Annotated in this window: 13 protein-coding genes; 3 read left to right on the forward strand and 10 right to left on the reverse strand. The window is 47.5% G+C overall.

The genetic code is table 11. The features are described 5' to 3' along the window. Positions 1-707: 707 nt before the first annotated feature. Positions 708-2,432: an acetate--CoA ligase gene (gene acsA, locus ACE04G_RS24025; RefSeq protein ID WP_339304971.1), complete on the reverse strand. Its 1,725-nt coding sequence runs from the start codon at positions 2,430-2,432 to the stop codon at positions 708-710. Positions 2,433-2,728: 296 nt separating this feature from the next. Here acsA and ACE04G_RS24030 point away from each other — a divergent pair, with 296 nt between their 5' ends. Further along, a complete protein-coding gene (locus tag ACE04G_RS24030; protein WP_339304973.1) occupies positions 2,729-3,361 on the forward strand; it encodes a GNAT family N-acetyltransferase in 633 nt (210 codons plus the stop codon). Positions 3,362-3,471: 110 nt separating this feature from the next. Here ACE04G_RS24030 and ACE04G_RS24035 read toward each other — a convergent pair whose 3' ends face one another. From ACE04G_RS24035 to ACE04G_RS24050, 4 genes are all read right to left on the reverse strand, one after another. Next, positions 3,472-4,167, reverse strand: a complete 696-nt coding sequence (locus ACE04G_RS24035; RefSeq protein ID WP_221825350.1) for a 5'-methylthioadenosine/adenosylhomocysteine nucleosidase — start codon at positions 4,165-4,167, stop codon at positions 3,472-3,474. Positions 4,168-4,295: 128 nt separating this feature from the next. Then, positions 4,296-5,309, reverse strand: a complete 1,014-nt coding sequence (gene ccpA / locus ACE04G_RS24040; protein ID WP_169481547.1) for a catabolite control protein A — start codon at positions 5,307-5,309, stop codon at positions 4,296-4,298. 92 nt (positions 5,310-5,401) lie between these two features. Then, positions 5,402-5,749 (reverse strand): bacillithiol system redox-active protein YtxJ, encoded by a 348-nt coding sequence (gene ytxJ, locus ACE04G_RS24045; RefSeq protein ID WP_339304975.1) that lies wholly within the window; start codon positions 5,747-5,749, stop codon positions 5,402-5,404. 122 nt (positions 5,750-5,871) lie between these two features. After that, positions 5,872-6,285, reverse strand: a complete 414-nt coding sequence (locus ACE04G_RS24050) for a hypothetical protein (protein WP_221825352.1) — start codon at positions 6,283-6,285, stop codon at positions 5,872-5,874. A gap of 276 nt (positions 6,286-6,561) precedes the next feature. Between ACE04G_RS24050 and ACE04G_RS24055 the strand changes: the two genes are divergently transcribed. Continuing rightward, positions 6,562-7,086, forward strand: a complete 525-nt coding sequence (locus tag ACE04G_RS24055; RefSeq protein ID WP_036674874.1) for a type 1 glutamine amidotransferase domain-containing protein — start codon at positions 6,562-6,564, stop codon at positions 7,084-7,086. Between the two features lie 69 nt (positions 7,087-7,155). Here the strand turns inward: ACE04G_RS24055 and ptsP are convergent, their stop codons facing one another. The 4 genes from ptsP to aroA all read right to left on the reverse strand — a co-directional run bounded on the left by ptsP (position 7,156) and on the right by aroA (position 12,831). Continuing rightward, complete coding sequence (ptsP, locus tag ACE04G_RS24060; protein WP_449004861.1) at positions 7,156-8,967, reverse strand: phosphoenolpyruvate--protein phosphotransferase; 1,812 nt, start codon at positions 8,965-8,967, stop codon at positions 7,156-7,158. Then, a complete protein-coding gene (locus ACE04G_RS24065; RefSeq protein ID WP_221825358.1) occupies positions 8,964-10,844 on the reverse strand; it encodes a glucose PTS transporter subunit IIA in 1,881 nt (626 codons plus the stop codon). Before ACE04G_RS24065 ends, ptsP begins: the two co-directional genes overlap by 4 nt. Positions 10,845-11,041: 197 nt before the next feature. Further along, entirely contained in the window at positions 11,042-11,476 is a 435-nt protein-coding gene (locus tag ACE04G_RS24070) for a CoA-binding protein (RefSeq protein ID WP_221825360.1), read from the reverse strand. A 59-nt stretch (positions 11,477-11,535) separates the two neighbouring features. Continuing rightward, positions 11,536-12,831 (reverse strand): 3-phosphoshikimate 1-carboxyvinyltransferase, encoded by a 1,296-nt coding sequence (aroA, locus tag ACE04G_RS24075; RefSeq protein WP_145151207.1) that lies wholly within the window; start codon positions 12,829-12,831, stop codon positions 11,536-11,538. A 105-nt stretch (positions 12,832-12,936) separates the two neighbouring features. On the opposite strand from aroA, the gene ACE04G_RS24080 reads away from it, so the two are divergent. After that, positions 12,937-13,242 carry a rhodanese-like domain-containing protein gene (locus ACE04G_RS24080; protein ID WP_017687407.1) on the forward strand — a complete coding sequence of 102 codons (306 nt, stop codon included), beginning with the start codon at positions 12,937-12,939 and terminating at the stop codon, positions 13,240-13,242. Between the two features lie 136 nt (positions 13,243-13,378). On the opposite strand, the gene ACE04G_RS24085 is transcribed toward ACE04G_RS24080, so the two are convergent. Continuing rightward, a complete protein-coding gene (locus tag ACE04G_RS24085; RefSeq protein WP_036614703.1) occupies positions 13,379-13,888 on the reverse strand; it encodes a shikimate kinase in 510 nt (169 codons plus the stop codon). Positions 13,889-14,436: the final 548 nt, after the last annotated feature.

Consider the following 14,436-nt stretch of genomic DNA (forward strand, 5'->3'; position numbering starts at 1 on the left):
GATCTCACGATCACGGTCTTGTCTTGCGTCTCGCTGCGGCTGTGTTGCTCGCCATTTGTAATAACTGGAACGGGGTATTCCTGTAATCGATAATAGGCGTGTAATGCTATGCGAGCAGCGCAATTCGTCTATGATATCGTAGTTCTCCCGTTGGCTCAGCGCTTCTCCTTTACTAGATTTGGATACCGCTTTTTTAAATAATCCACCTGTGCTTGAAGGTAGTCACGTTCTTCTTCTACACTGCTAAAGGCAGTACGGGGACGTCCTTTCATTGGATTCGGAACATTGTTTTTTCGCTCATCGAACGCTTCCCCGTTTTTCCACTTTTTCACCCACACCTTCAGTTGTGAACAGTTTCGAATTCCTTCGCGTTCAGCTACCAACTTTATAACTTGAAGACCCTTCGACATAGGATCTAACCGCATTCAATTTAAATTCTTCGGTATACGTCTGAAATGTTTGTCCTTTTTTTGCCATAAAAATATCCCCTCCAAGTGTCACTTGAACCCTCATGATAACATGAAGGCTTTTTCAAGTGTCTACTTAAAGGGGATAATACCATCATGCCATTGGCATAAAACAGGCTTTTATAATCCATTTTAATGGGTAGAGTCACTGTATTTGGAACCGCAGAATATTAACTTCTTACCCACTACTCAATGCATGACCATCGATACCAACACATTGATGATCCTAGCACTGTCGCGTTAGTCTTCAATGGTGGATAGATCTCCTGTTGGCAGATCAAGCTCCCAGGCTTTCAGGACACGGCGCATGATCTTGCCGGAACGTGTCTTGGGCAGTTTATCCTTAAACTCAATCTCACGCGGAGCTGCGTGGGCAGACAGGCCCTCTTTGACAAAACGATAGATCTCTTCTTTTAGCTCGGGTGTCGCCTCATATCCTTCACGAAGCGCCACAAAGGCCTTGATGATCTCCCCACGTGTCACATCCGGCTTACCAATTACGCCCGCCTCTGCTACCGCAGGATGCTCCACGAGCTTGCTCTCCACTTCAAAGGGGCCGATACGCTCCCCTGACGAATTAATCACATCATCAATCCGTCCCTGGAACCAGAAATACCCTTCTTCATCCATATAAGCGGAGTCACCGGATACATACCAACCCGTAAGCCTGAAATACTCCTCGTATTTCGCAGGGTTATTCCAGATCTTCGCCATCATGGATGGCCAAGGTGTCCGTATGGCCAGATTACCCATACTGTACGGAGGCAATTCCTGCCCGCGATCATCAATAATGGCTGCTTCGATTCCAGGCAACGGACGTCCCATGGAGCCAGGCTTGATTGGCATTCCGGGATAGTTACAGATCAGCTGTGCACCTGTTTCCGTCATCCACCATGTATCATGAATTCGCTGACCATAGGCTTTCCATCCCCAACGAACAACCTCCGGATTGAGCGGTTCACCAACAGACATGACATGACGCAGACTGCTCAGATCAAACTGGGCTATGGTCTCTTCTCCCGCTCCCATCAGCATACGGAAGGCCGTTGGTGCACTGTACCAGATCGTGACTTTGTTCTTCTGGATGGTGCTGTACCAATCTTGAGGACTGAAACGACCGCCTCGTATCACATTGGTTACTCCGTTGAGCCATGGAGCAAAGATACCGTAAGAGGTGCCTGTCACCCAACCAGGGTCAGCAGTACACCAGTACACATCATCCTCACGTAAATCCAGAACAACCTTACCTGTATAATAGTGCTGAATCATGGCATTTTGAACATGGTACACCCCTTTGGGTTTACCCGTTGAGCCTGAGGTATAATGAATAAGCAAACCATCCTCACGATTCAGCCACTCTACTTCCATCTCATCCGAAGCGGCAGACATCTCTGCATCAAAATCGATGAGTCCTTCTTCAGTCTGCACGCCCCCACCCACAATAAATATATGTTTGAGTTCGGGCAATTCGGAACGTTTGATGCGTTTTAGCAATTCCGGAGTGGTGACGAGTGCTACTGCTCCGCTATCCTCCAGCCGATCCTTCACTGCCGTTTCCATAAAAGCTTCGAACAACGGACCCGCGATGGCTCCAGCTTTCAATATGCCCAGAAGACTAAAATACAGCTCAGGACTTCGAGGCATAAAAATAAACACCCGTTCCCCTTTGGCTATGCCATATTTGCGGAGAACGTTCCCGAACCGACTCGACTGTTCGCTCAGATCAGCAAAAGTATAGGCCTCTTCACGTGAAGCATCGCTATACAATAAAGCGGTTTTCCCGCCCCTTCCTTCCAGTACATGACGATCAATCGCTTCATGCGCCATGTTTACTTTTCCGCTGGCGTGCCACGTAAAGTGCCTTTCCACCGATTCCCAATCGAACCGGCTTCTCGCCTCCGTGTAATCGCCCAGGTTAGATTCGGACACAACCGTTTGCAGCATCTCACCATGTGCTTGACTCATGCTTGCCAGCCTCCTTCAACTCGACATTTCGATTCCCGTTAGGGGTCAATCCTCATTGCCTTTGTGTTGACTGAACTTCCAGTTAGCGCTTACATTAGTAGAGAGAACTTCTCATCATGTACTTGCTCGGCCAAACAGATGTTAACTATACTGTATTGAATTGTGAACATTTTTTGTCTACGCAATTATAGCAAATCTTTTCAATTGTCGTCTATGGCTTTTCAATTTTTTGGATTTTTGCTATAGCGTTCCTTTTGGAACAACCTCTATAAGTAGGAGAGAGAGGAGCATGAACCATGGAACATATCAAAGAATATCATATGCGTTCCATCTTCAAGTCCGCCCACCGAATTACTGTTGAAGGCCCCGTGCAGGCCGAGGAGATAACCCGTCTTGTCTTCCATCCGGATCTGGATGCCTTTCGGCGCCCAACGGAGCAGCAGGAAGCTCTCGCAGAGATCGCAGCATTGCCTGAAGGGCGAATTATCATTGCACACGAAAATGAAACGATTATCGGTTATGTAACCTTTCATTATGCGGATGATTGTGAACGCTGGTCAGAGGGCAACATGACTGATCTGATTGAGCTTGGGGCAATCGAAGTTGCGGATGACTATCGCTCCCTTGGCATTGGACGTGAGATGTTGCTTACTGCTCTGGAAGATAAATACATGGAGAACTACATTATTTTCACCACAGAATATTATTGGCATTGGGATCTGAAGGGCAGCGGACTAAACGTATGGGATTATCGCAAAATGATGGAGAGGCTGATGGAAACGATCGATATGACCTGGTATGCAACAGACGACCCCGAAATCTGTTCACATCCTGCGAACTGTTTGATGGTGCGAATCGGAAGTCAGGTGCCCATCACATCGGAAGAACAGTTTGATCGTGTACGCTTCCGCCATCGGTTCATGTACTAAGTCAATGATCTGTTCGACAAACGATATACATAACAAAAACCGCCTCTCGCAGCGTTGCTCCATACTTCATGGAACAGCTAATCGAAAGGCGGTTTTTCAAGTTACTGCCATTACATATTTTCTAACATGTGCTCCACAATACGGTGTGAACGCTGCGAAGATTCCACGGTAAATTCAGCAAAGTTAACATGCGCCGAACCATCCGCTTTATCTGACATCCCACGCAGGACAACAAATGGTACTCGATTCATGTAACAGACCTGAGCAACTGCTGCCCCTTCCATCTCGGCACATGCACCGTCCATTTCAGTATATAACATCTTAACCGTATCTTTATTCGCAATAAATTGGTCTCCAGATAACACTTTACCGATCAGGTAATTGGCTCCCTGAGCTTTACATGCTTCTTCAGCCAGTGTAATAAGCGAAGCCTCGGCAGGGAATGCAGATGTCTCCTGGTAAGGAATAACCCCGCGTGCGAACCCCAGTGGCGTTACATCCATGTCGTGCTGAACACATACAGACGATATAACCATATCTCCAATGTTCAGTTCCGGGTTAACTGCACCCGCAACACCTGTGAAGATAATCCGATTAACCTGAAAACGATCAATCAAGATCTGCGTTGTAACCGCTGCATTTACTTTACCTACGCCGGATTTGCACACGACAATCTGCTTGCCCAGCCACTCGCCGGCAACGTATGTTATACCGGTTTGTTTGACCGTCTCAAGTTGCTTCATACCTGCCAGCAAAAGCTCAACTTCCTCATCCATCGCTCCGATGATACCAATCGTTTCACGCATCTTCTGATACCTCCTATTTTCACTTTTAGCATCATTCAGCACAAAAGCTCCGTCTCCGGAGCTTTCGCATGTCCACTATGTAGAGAGAATAATGACTTCTCCCTTAATATATCTGTATATAATCCCGATTAAACTACATCTGCGTGACTTACAGACAGACGAAGAATTGTTTCATGCGGCAAAATAACCCGTGGGTTCTCCACATTTTCTTTTTTCATCAACTTGGTCAGCAAACGCATCGCTACTGCGCCAAGGTCGTACATTGGCTGAGCCACTGTTGTCAACTGAGGACGCACCATGGAAGCCATACGGATGTTATCCACACTAATAATGGAGAAATCATCCGGTACTTTCAGGCCTTCATCCTGAATGCTGTGAATGGCACCAATCGCCATTTCATCTGTTGCAGCAAAAATCGCCGACGGCTTCTTCTTCAGTCCGAGGAAATATTTCATTGCTTCCACACCGGATTCATAACGATAGTTACCGATACGTACCAGATCCTCCTGGTATTCCATGCCTGCTGCTTCCAGTGCTTTCTTGTAACCTTGGAAACGTGCATATCCATTCGCTGGATCTTGCAGCGTACCACTGATCATCGCAATTTCCTTGTGTCCATGACGAATCAGGGTGTTTACCGCGTCAAACGCAGCAGCCTCATGATCAATATCCACTGAAGGGAATGAGCCCTTCTCATCACTCGTTGCACAAAGTACGATCGGCACAGCCGCAGACTGGAACGCCTGAATGTGTTCATCCGTTACTGTTCCGCCCATGAATAGCAGTCCGTCTACTTGTTTTTCGAGCAACGTGTTAATAACACGAATTTCTTTTTCTTTCTTCTTATCTGCGTTACACAAAATAATATTGTAGTGATACATATTCGCAATATCTTCAATTCCGCGGGCAATCTCCGCGAAGGTGGAGTTCGAAATATCTGGAATAACAACCCCGACCGTGGTTGTCTTCTTGCTTGCCAGACCTCTGGCTACCGCATTCGGACGATATCCCAACCGTTCGATGGCTTCATATACTTTTTTCCGCGTTTGCGGTTTGACATTAGGGTTATTATTAACTACCCGTGATACCGTTGCCATAGACACTCCAGCTTCACGTGCCACATCATAAATGGTTACCGTCACAGTACTTCTCTCCATTACCAGTAAATTTTCATACCATTTTCATTAAGATTTATATTACGACAAATTTTTGCATTAATCAATTAAAATAGGCTTTAGGACTCACTCAAAACATTCGCAAGTGTGGTTCTAGTAATATCTGAATGGGAAGTATGCCATACAGGAATTCCCTTTTTGATCAGGATTGCCTGTGGAGATTCGTGCTTAACACCCAGCTTGTCTGTTGCTTCATTCGATACCGGGCGATCTTCCACAACATAGATGATGCCATATTTCACTTGTTCATTGGCATTGTTAAGCAAATAATCGTTCATCTCCTGATAAGCATTCGAGCTGATCGGACAGCGCGTGCTATGCTTAAACAGAAGCAAGGGTTGATCCTTGGTAGCCTCCACTGCGGAGTTTAGCTGTTCAATACTTGTCATTTTAGTCATGTCAGCCATTAGATATACATCCCCCTTTACCAGGAATACCGCTATGTTGAGCGTTTTCACTCTTCGATATCTTAACAAAAAGTGCGCGAAAAAGCCAATTTTCATGAAAACAAGCATTTTACACGTCAAAATTAGACAGCATTTGAGAAGTACTCCTGCCACACAAATCCGGATAATTGACTTAATCTGCGCTCCGTTGTCTCAATCCACGCTGCATCACCAGACTTCGTTGCGTAACCCATAATGTCCAGCAGCAGATTGATACGCTCCTCCACTGCTTGTTGCATTCGATATTCCATCTCCCGATCGGTCGCATCCGGCCAGGCCAGCAGTAGCTCATGAAACACGTCTGCCAGTTCATTACGTTCACCAAAAGATACGTCTTGCTTCACGGGCTGTTCACCCAATGTGCTTATGCATTCTGTTAAGTCCGGCTTGACCGGCGGAAGCACTTCGTATGATACACAGTCTGTACACGCAAATACGGGTACGTTTCGAATCTCCACTTTTTTGGCGTATACCACTGTTCTTAATTCCAACTCCATTACATGTCCACATCTGCACGACTTGCGCACAACCATCACCTCATTCGTTCTATACTCTATATAAGTACCATTCGACCTATTTCGGCTCAAATCCTGCTATAAACGAAAGGTTGCACAAATTACCACTCCCACCAGATGAAGGTTGTCGAATGCAGGCAGTTACTGACTTGTAATCGCTTCCTCCAAACTGAATATGCACTTCCATGAAGTCCCTTGGAGAATCTGTTACAATTAAAGACGCAACAGACCTAATCACCGCAAAAAGGAGAGATGGACATGAGATTAACCGGTAAAAAAGTCATCGCTCTGGTCGATGAAGAATTCGAGGATTTGGAATTGTGGTACCCTGTACATCGGGTTCGTGAAGAAGGTGCAGAAGTGCATCTTGCTGGAGAGAAAAAAGGAAAAACCTATATTGGCAAATACGGTGTGCCTGCTGAAGCCGAATACAGTTTCGATGAACTCGACAGTTCAGATTACGATGGCATTCTCGTGCCAGGCGGCTGGGCGCCAGACAAGCTGCGTCGTTATCCGAAAGTACTGGAGCTTGTGAAGGAAATGAATGCAGACCGGAAACCGATTGGACAGATCTGTCATGCGGGCTGGGTGCTGATTTCTGCCAAAATTCTGGACGGGGTTACAGTAACCTCTACACCAGGCATTCGCGATGACATGGAAAATGCAGGTGCGATCTGGAAAGATGAAGCCGTTGTTGTTGATGGACATATCATCTCAGCACGTCGTCCGCCTGACCTTCCCCCTTATGGCAAGGCATTCTGTGATGCACTCGCTGACAAATAAAAACAACCCCATTGTGCTCTCATGCACAGTGGGGTTATTTTATATAACAAGGTGTCCAATACATAATTATCACAAATGTAAATATATTAACTTAAAGGTATTTATATCCATTTCACCCAATTGTGATGCGTTCGATCCACTTTGTTCATCTGGACTTCCCGCGGAGTCATTAAAGACTTGCAGTCGCTCCTCAATATCTCCGCTGGTCCGTAAGGCGAAGCACTTTCGCGCTTCTTCTTTGGCGGCCGATGCTGTTGTGTTCAGCACTCTGTGCTTCACACGTAACAGGGATTGCGGAGACATACTCAAGTGGCGAATGCCAAGCTCCAACCAAAGCGGAATGGCACGTTCGTCCCCTGCCATCTCTCCGCACACACTGACATCAATTCCAGCCGTATGAGCCGCATCTGCTGTCGCACGAAGCATCCGCAGAACAGCCGGATGATAGGGGTGATACATATGAGCAATCTGCTCATTCATTCGATCTACTGCCAGTACATATTGAACCAGGTCGTTCGTACCAATACTGAAGAAATCAGCTTCCTCTGCGAGCAGATCAGCAATCATCACCGCTGCAGGAACTTCAATCATAATTCCCACCTGAATGTGAGGGTCGTATGCTAATCCGCGCTCGTCCAGATCGGCCATCGCCTCACGGAGAATCTCATTGGCCTGCTGAAGTTCTTCCACCGAAGAGATCATCGGGTACATGATTTTGACATTTCCGGCAGCGCTGGCACGGAGAATGGCTGTAAGCTGTGTTTTGAACAGATCCTTGCGATCGAGACTAATCCGAATAGCTCGGTAACCCAGAAACGGATTGTCTTCCTCCGGCAGTTCAAAGTAATCGAGTTGCTTGTCACCACCGATATCCAGTGTACGAATAACAACGGATTGTCCTGCTGTTTTCTCTGCCACAAGACGGTATACCTCATACTGTTCTTGCTCACCCGGGAAAGTCGCACGGTCCATGTACAAGAATTCTGTTCGGAACAAGCCCACACCTTTGGCTCCTTGTTTCAAAGCAAGGTCCAATTCTTTCACCGAACTGATATTGGAAGCCAAGTGCAAAACAGCCCCATCTTTGGTTACAGCATCCACGGTAGCAAGGACTTGAAGTTGTTCCTTTTTCTTCAGTTGTTTGCTGCGAAGCATCGTATACCGTTCAATCGTCTTACGATCCGGGTCCGTAAATACCAAGCCATTGTCACCATCCACGACAAGCATATCTCCTGTCTCTACCGGCATGCCAAGACTCGCTTCCAGACCGGAAACGAGAGGAATGCCAAGGGCACGAGCCATAATCGCAGAATGTGATGTTTTCCCGCCAATCAAGGTTACAATGCCTAGCACATGGGTCGGATTCAGATGTGCCAGTTGGGATGGCGATAATTCTTTGGCAACGAGCACATACGGCTGGGTATCCGAAGGAAGTGTAATCTCCGGTGCACCGAGCAAATGCTTGAGCAGACGGTTACCCACATCCTTGATGTCAATGGCCCGCTCCTTCATATACTCGTCTTCCAGCAAGTCAAACATCGTGACAAAGTGGTCAATGGCTTCTTTGACCGCCACTTCTGCTGCCTTATATTGACGCTCGATAATGCCGCGAATTTCGTTCATGAATACCGGATCTTCCAAGATGGCCAGATGTGCATCAAAGATACTGGACTCCTCTGGACCAACAACTTCCTTGAACTCATTTTTGATATATTCGATCTCATCCTTTGATGTCCGTATGCCCTCATACAGCCGTTCGAACTCTTGGGCAAGATCCACCGAATCCATCTTTTGATCCGGCAGATCCCATTCCCAACTGGGCAGGACAAATGCTTTGCCGATGGCTATGCCTGCAGCTCCGTTGATGCCTTGTATCTTCATTCTACCCCTCCAACGTTCCTGTCATAGAGCACCACGGACATAACGGATGCCTGACCTTTCTTAACTTGCTTAAATGGAGCAAAACTCCATGATTTTACACGATCCGGATTCGTAATTACCATGGGTGTTGTTAGTGACGCCGCTTGCTCGCGGAGTACTGCCAGATCAAACTTGATCAACAACTGCCCTGGCTCCACCGTATCGCCCTCCTGAACAAAAGCTTCAAAATGGCCTTTCAACTGAGAGGTATCGATGCCGATATGCAGTAATACCTCAAGCCCCTCACGGGTAGAAATACCCAAGGCATGCATGGTCGGGTACAAGTGCATAATCGTTCCGTACACGGGTGAGACCAGCTCTCCCTTTTCCGGAACAAAGGCTACACCATCACCGACAAGCTTGGCTGCAAAAATCTGATCAGGTACCTCTTCAATCGGGAGCATTTTGCCCTGAACGGGGGCACAGAACAGAACCTGTTGCAGATCTCTTTCCAGCAACTTCGCGATTTCTTCCCGAATCAATTCCGAGTAGGTCCCGAATACCACCTGTACGTTACCGCCACCCAGCTTGATCAGTCCTGCGGACCCCATACTCTTCATGGCACCCGTGTCGATCAGCCGGTCATCATGCACAGTAAGGCGAAGACGTGTAATACATGCTTCAACCTGTACAATGTTACTCTTCCCACCCAATGCTTCGAGGATTAAAGGTGCCTGATAAGGAATGTTACCTACCCAATCTTCCAGCATGGAGCCCTCTTCACGTCCTGGTGTTGGAATCTTGAACGTACGAATCGCCCATCGGAACAGGAAGTAGTAAAGCAGCCCATATAGTATGCCAATCGGAATGAGCTTCCACGCATTCTCCGATAGATGGAAATTGAGTATGTAATCAATAATACCTGCGGAGTAAGAGAATCCATGCCGGATATCCAGCCAGTAACTAATCCACATGGCAACGCCGGACATCACTGCATGCACGATGAACAGATAAGGAGCCGCGAACAAAAAAGCAAACTCAATCTGTTCCGATACCCCGGTTAGAAAACAAACGAGTGCCGATGTCAGAAAAGTTTTCTTGATTTTCGGTTTCAGATCTTCCCTGGCTTCCTGAATAATAGCAAAGGCTATCGCCGGAATGGCAAACATCATGATGGGAAACAAACCTGCCATAAAGAATCCTGCTGTTGGGTCACCTGCAAAAAATCGGGGCAAATCCCCTTGCACAATGTTACCATCAGGCGTTTCAAACGTCCCTAACTGGAACCAAAACACATTGTTAAGCAGGTGATGAAGCCCAAAAGCGACCAGCACCCTGTATAACACCCCGTAAATGAACAGTCCAAAACCCCCGAGACTGTATTCCCAAGTGGCAATGCCGTTCAATCCATGCTGTAGGATCGGAGCGAGCCATAACATAAAACAGGAAAACAATGCCGAACAAAGTCCGACGATGAGCAAAACAAACCTTGAACCTCCAAAAAACTGTAAAATTTCAGGCAGTTTAATGCTTTTAAACCGATTATGCATCCCACCGGCAAGCGCGCCGAGTATGATTCCGATTAAGGAAGCGGGCTGAACGGTGCCATCCCCGAAGTTCCGAGTCACCTGATCATATATCACGATACCAGCCAGAGCAGCAAGTCCCGCTTGTCCGGCCTGGTTGGAGAGTCCCAGTGCTACACCGACAGCGAACAAATACGGTAAGAAATAAAAAATACCGTGTCCGGCCACGGTAGACACTTCACCGACAATATCCAATCCCCAGGCGTCCCAAGGCAGACTGCCAACACTGAGCAAAATTGCGGCGGCGGGCAGGACCATTGTAGGCAGCATTACCGCTCGTCCGAGCTGCTGCAAGGATCCGAGCCAATTCATGGCGACCTCTCCTTTCTATCCTAGATGGTAAGCTTTACGCAACGTTTTGTCAAAGCAAAACAGTAACCAATTGGTAATTAATAATGGCAAAAATAGAACAGAAAAAATCCCGTCAACTTCAAGTTAACGGGATTCATCCTATGTTCATTCAATTGGGTCAGATCAGGAGATCAACCGATCTTAGGTGAACGAGCCTCTCAGCCGCGTCCAGCGCCGCGCAGAACGATGGAATCTTCTACCTTGATACAACGATTCGTTACCGCTGTCATGCCGTTCTCTGCAGCAATCTGGACCGCTTCATCACTATGGATGCCAAGCTGCAGCCACAGCACATTAGCTTTGATGGCAGCGGCGTCACGAGCGACTTCCGCGCAAAACTCTTCGCGACGAAACACATTGACAATGTCTACCGGCTCTGGAATATCCGCGAGTGTGGCATATACCGTCTCGCCTAGGATTTCACCTTGCGCCTGTGGATTAACCGGGATAATGCGATAACCTCTGCTCTGCATGGCTTCTGCCACCATATAGGAAGTGCGATCTGATTTGTCTGATAAGCCGACGACTGCGATGTTGCCTGCCTTGCGCAAAAGTTGCCCAATTTCTTCACGAGTAGGGTTGTTAAATTCCATGTTCAAGCACCATCCTTTTCTGATTAAAGTGCGTGTTCAAAAGACAGGTTTCAGTTATTTTACTCTTTTACCCATTGAACCGAGGCGCCAAGCGCCTGCAAATGATCGAAATATTGCGGATAAGACTTGGCTACATGGTGTGCATCCCGAATACGAAGCGGCTCCTTGGAACGCAGACCAACGACAGTTAGCGCCATAATTACACGATGATCGTAGTGAGCATTAATCTCCACGCCGCCTTCAACGCCTTCCGGACGTCCGTGTACAATAATCTCAGCTTGACGCTCTTCAACGTTCGCTCCTGCCTTCCGCAGTTCGTTCAAGTAATCGGTGATTCGGTCACATTCCTTGTAACGCAGGTTCTCTACATTATAGAACCGTGACGTGCCTTCCGCAAACACAGCTGCGGCTACCATAGCCAAAACGGCATCCGTCGCGGCATCCCCATCGAATTCAATCGCTTTCAGTCTGCCATTACCTTGAACGTGTACGACATCGTTCTCATGTGTCAAAGGCACTTCCATCATGCGCAGAACGTCAACGATGGCACGTTCACCCTGTTTGCTCTGCTCCATCAGTCGCAGAATTTTCACATCAGACTGTGTAACCGCAGCTGCGGCAAGAACGGCTGCCGAGCCCGGGTAGTCCCCTTGAACCGTGTAGGTCGTCGGCTGGTAAGCCTGTCCACCTGGTACACGGAAGGACATGTAATCATCACTTGCATGGATAACGATGCCTGCCTGCTCCAACACTTCCAGCGTCTGTCCGATAACGACCTTGGACTTCAGGTCATTCAGTACTTCAATGGTGCTGTCTTCTGCAAGCAACGGAGTTACAAACAACAATGCACTCAGATATTGGGAGCTGACGGAGCCGGATACACGAATGTGTCCACCCTTGGCATTGCCACCCTTGATTGTAATCGGCAGGCGTCCTTGTTCATGTTGTACTTCTACACCCAATTGACCAAGCGCATCGATCAGGTCATCATGGGGGCGTTTGCCCAGTGAATCCGGGTACGTATTCACAAAAGTAACTTCAGGGCAGAGCGCTGTAACGCCCATCAGGAAACGAAGTACAGCACCCGCATTCCCAACATTCAATTCACGCACATCACGGGGATGACTGCCAAAGCCCTGGATCACAATCTTGCTGTCGTCTTCTTCAAGTACTGCCCCCAGATCGCGAATACATCTGCGCATGGCGTCACTGTCTTCACTGTGTGCCGGGAAATGAATGGTACTTGTGCCTTCTGCCAGTGCAGCAGCCAGCAAATAGCGGGTAGTGTAGTTTTTGGAGGACAGAGCCCCGATTTCCCCGTTCAGAGTGGGGGTTGGTTTAACAATAACGTCCATGGATGAAATTCTCCTTCGTTGATTATATTGTGGCCAAATTGACATTCCGTGCATCGCTTGGGTATCATTATAGCGTTAAGTCCATACAGAAAAGAGGACCTGAATATGACACAAATAGCTGAAATTGAAACGTCTGAGCTGCGCCGCCGTTTACAGGCGGGAGAGAAGCTGCAGATGATAGACGTCCGCGAGGACGATGAAGTCGCGCAAGGCATGATCGAAGGAGCCAAGCATATTCCGCTTGGACAGATTCCGGACCGACTGTCTGAGATTGAGAAATCAGGCGAGATCGTGATTATCTGTCGTAGCGGTTACCGCAGTGAGCGTGCCTGTGAATATCTGCAACAACTGGGATATGAAGGCTGTACAAACATGGTCGGCGGTATGCTTCAGTGGCAACAGGAAGACTAGAGAAACCCGGAGAGAAGCGAAGTCATTTGTAACCTTGTGACTTCTGTTCTGCTCCACTCCTAGAAACGGGCCTATATGGCCCGTTTTGTTATATCTGCCACCACCTATCAACCATCAAACTTCGATGATAACAAGCTTAGACGCGGTAATGCGCTAAAATTAAACGAGTCACTTCAGCAGCGGATAACTCCGTTGTATCCACCGTATAATGTGCGAACCGATATGCGTCTTTCCGTTCTTCCATAATTGCCTGAATGCGCTCCTCTGCATTGCCTGCGAGAAGTGGACGATTGTCACAGCCACTAACACGCTCTACAATCACTGCCGGATCAGCAGTCAAGGCAACAACCCAACCATTTTTCAACATCACGTCACAATTATCCGAACGCAGCACCACGCCACCTCCGGTCGCTATGACCTGTGACTTCTTCTCCAGCACCGAGCATAACATGCGGCTCTCGGCATCACGGAAATACGTCTCTCCCTTGCCAGTGAACAATTCTGGAATCGTACAGCCTTCCTCTTTTTCCACTGCGGCGTCTACATCAATCAATCGATAACCAAGCTCACGTGCAAGCATGTCAGCGACGGTTGATTTGCCGGTTCCCATCATGCCAATGAGAATAATATTGTTAGACTTGCTCAAGGTGTACACTCCTTTAATTCAAGCAATTCGTGAGCACTTTTGTCCTATCATAACACAGCCCTGCGGACTGGGAAAGACCATCTCCTGACCGACTTCCTCTCGACCATCCGCAACTCCCAAGACAGATCAAGTAACTTACGGCATCTAAGCCTACGTCAGATCACCCTCAAGCAGTTTTGAGCCCCCAAACGTCTCAATCAGTGACCAACTATTAACCTAACGAACTCCAATGAGCTTATTTACGGTAAATAGGCGCAGTTAAACTTCTAAAGAATCTGAGTAAACTTATTTCAAAAAATCACCGTCAAAACCTCGACATCTCGCTGAGAATTATCGAAATAGTACCTTCTGAGTTCGTTAAAAAATAGAACCGGCTCATTTTGCCAAAATAGAGTGTCTCCTGTTCATTAGGTCTAGAAATCAGCTACATATCTTCTCCATCAACATTATTACTGTATAACACAGTAAAAAAAGAGGCCCAGCGTTGACCGGCAATCACCGGAACGCCAAACCTCTTTTGAGCCCCTTAGCAGGCCAAAGCTCCTACT

The organism is Paenibacillus sp. AGC31 (assembly GCF_057334655.1).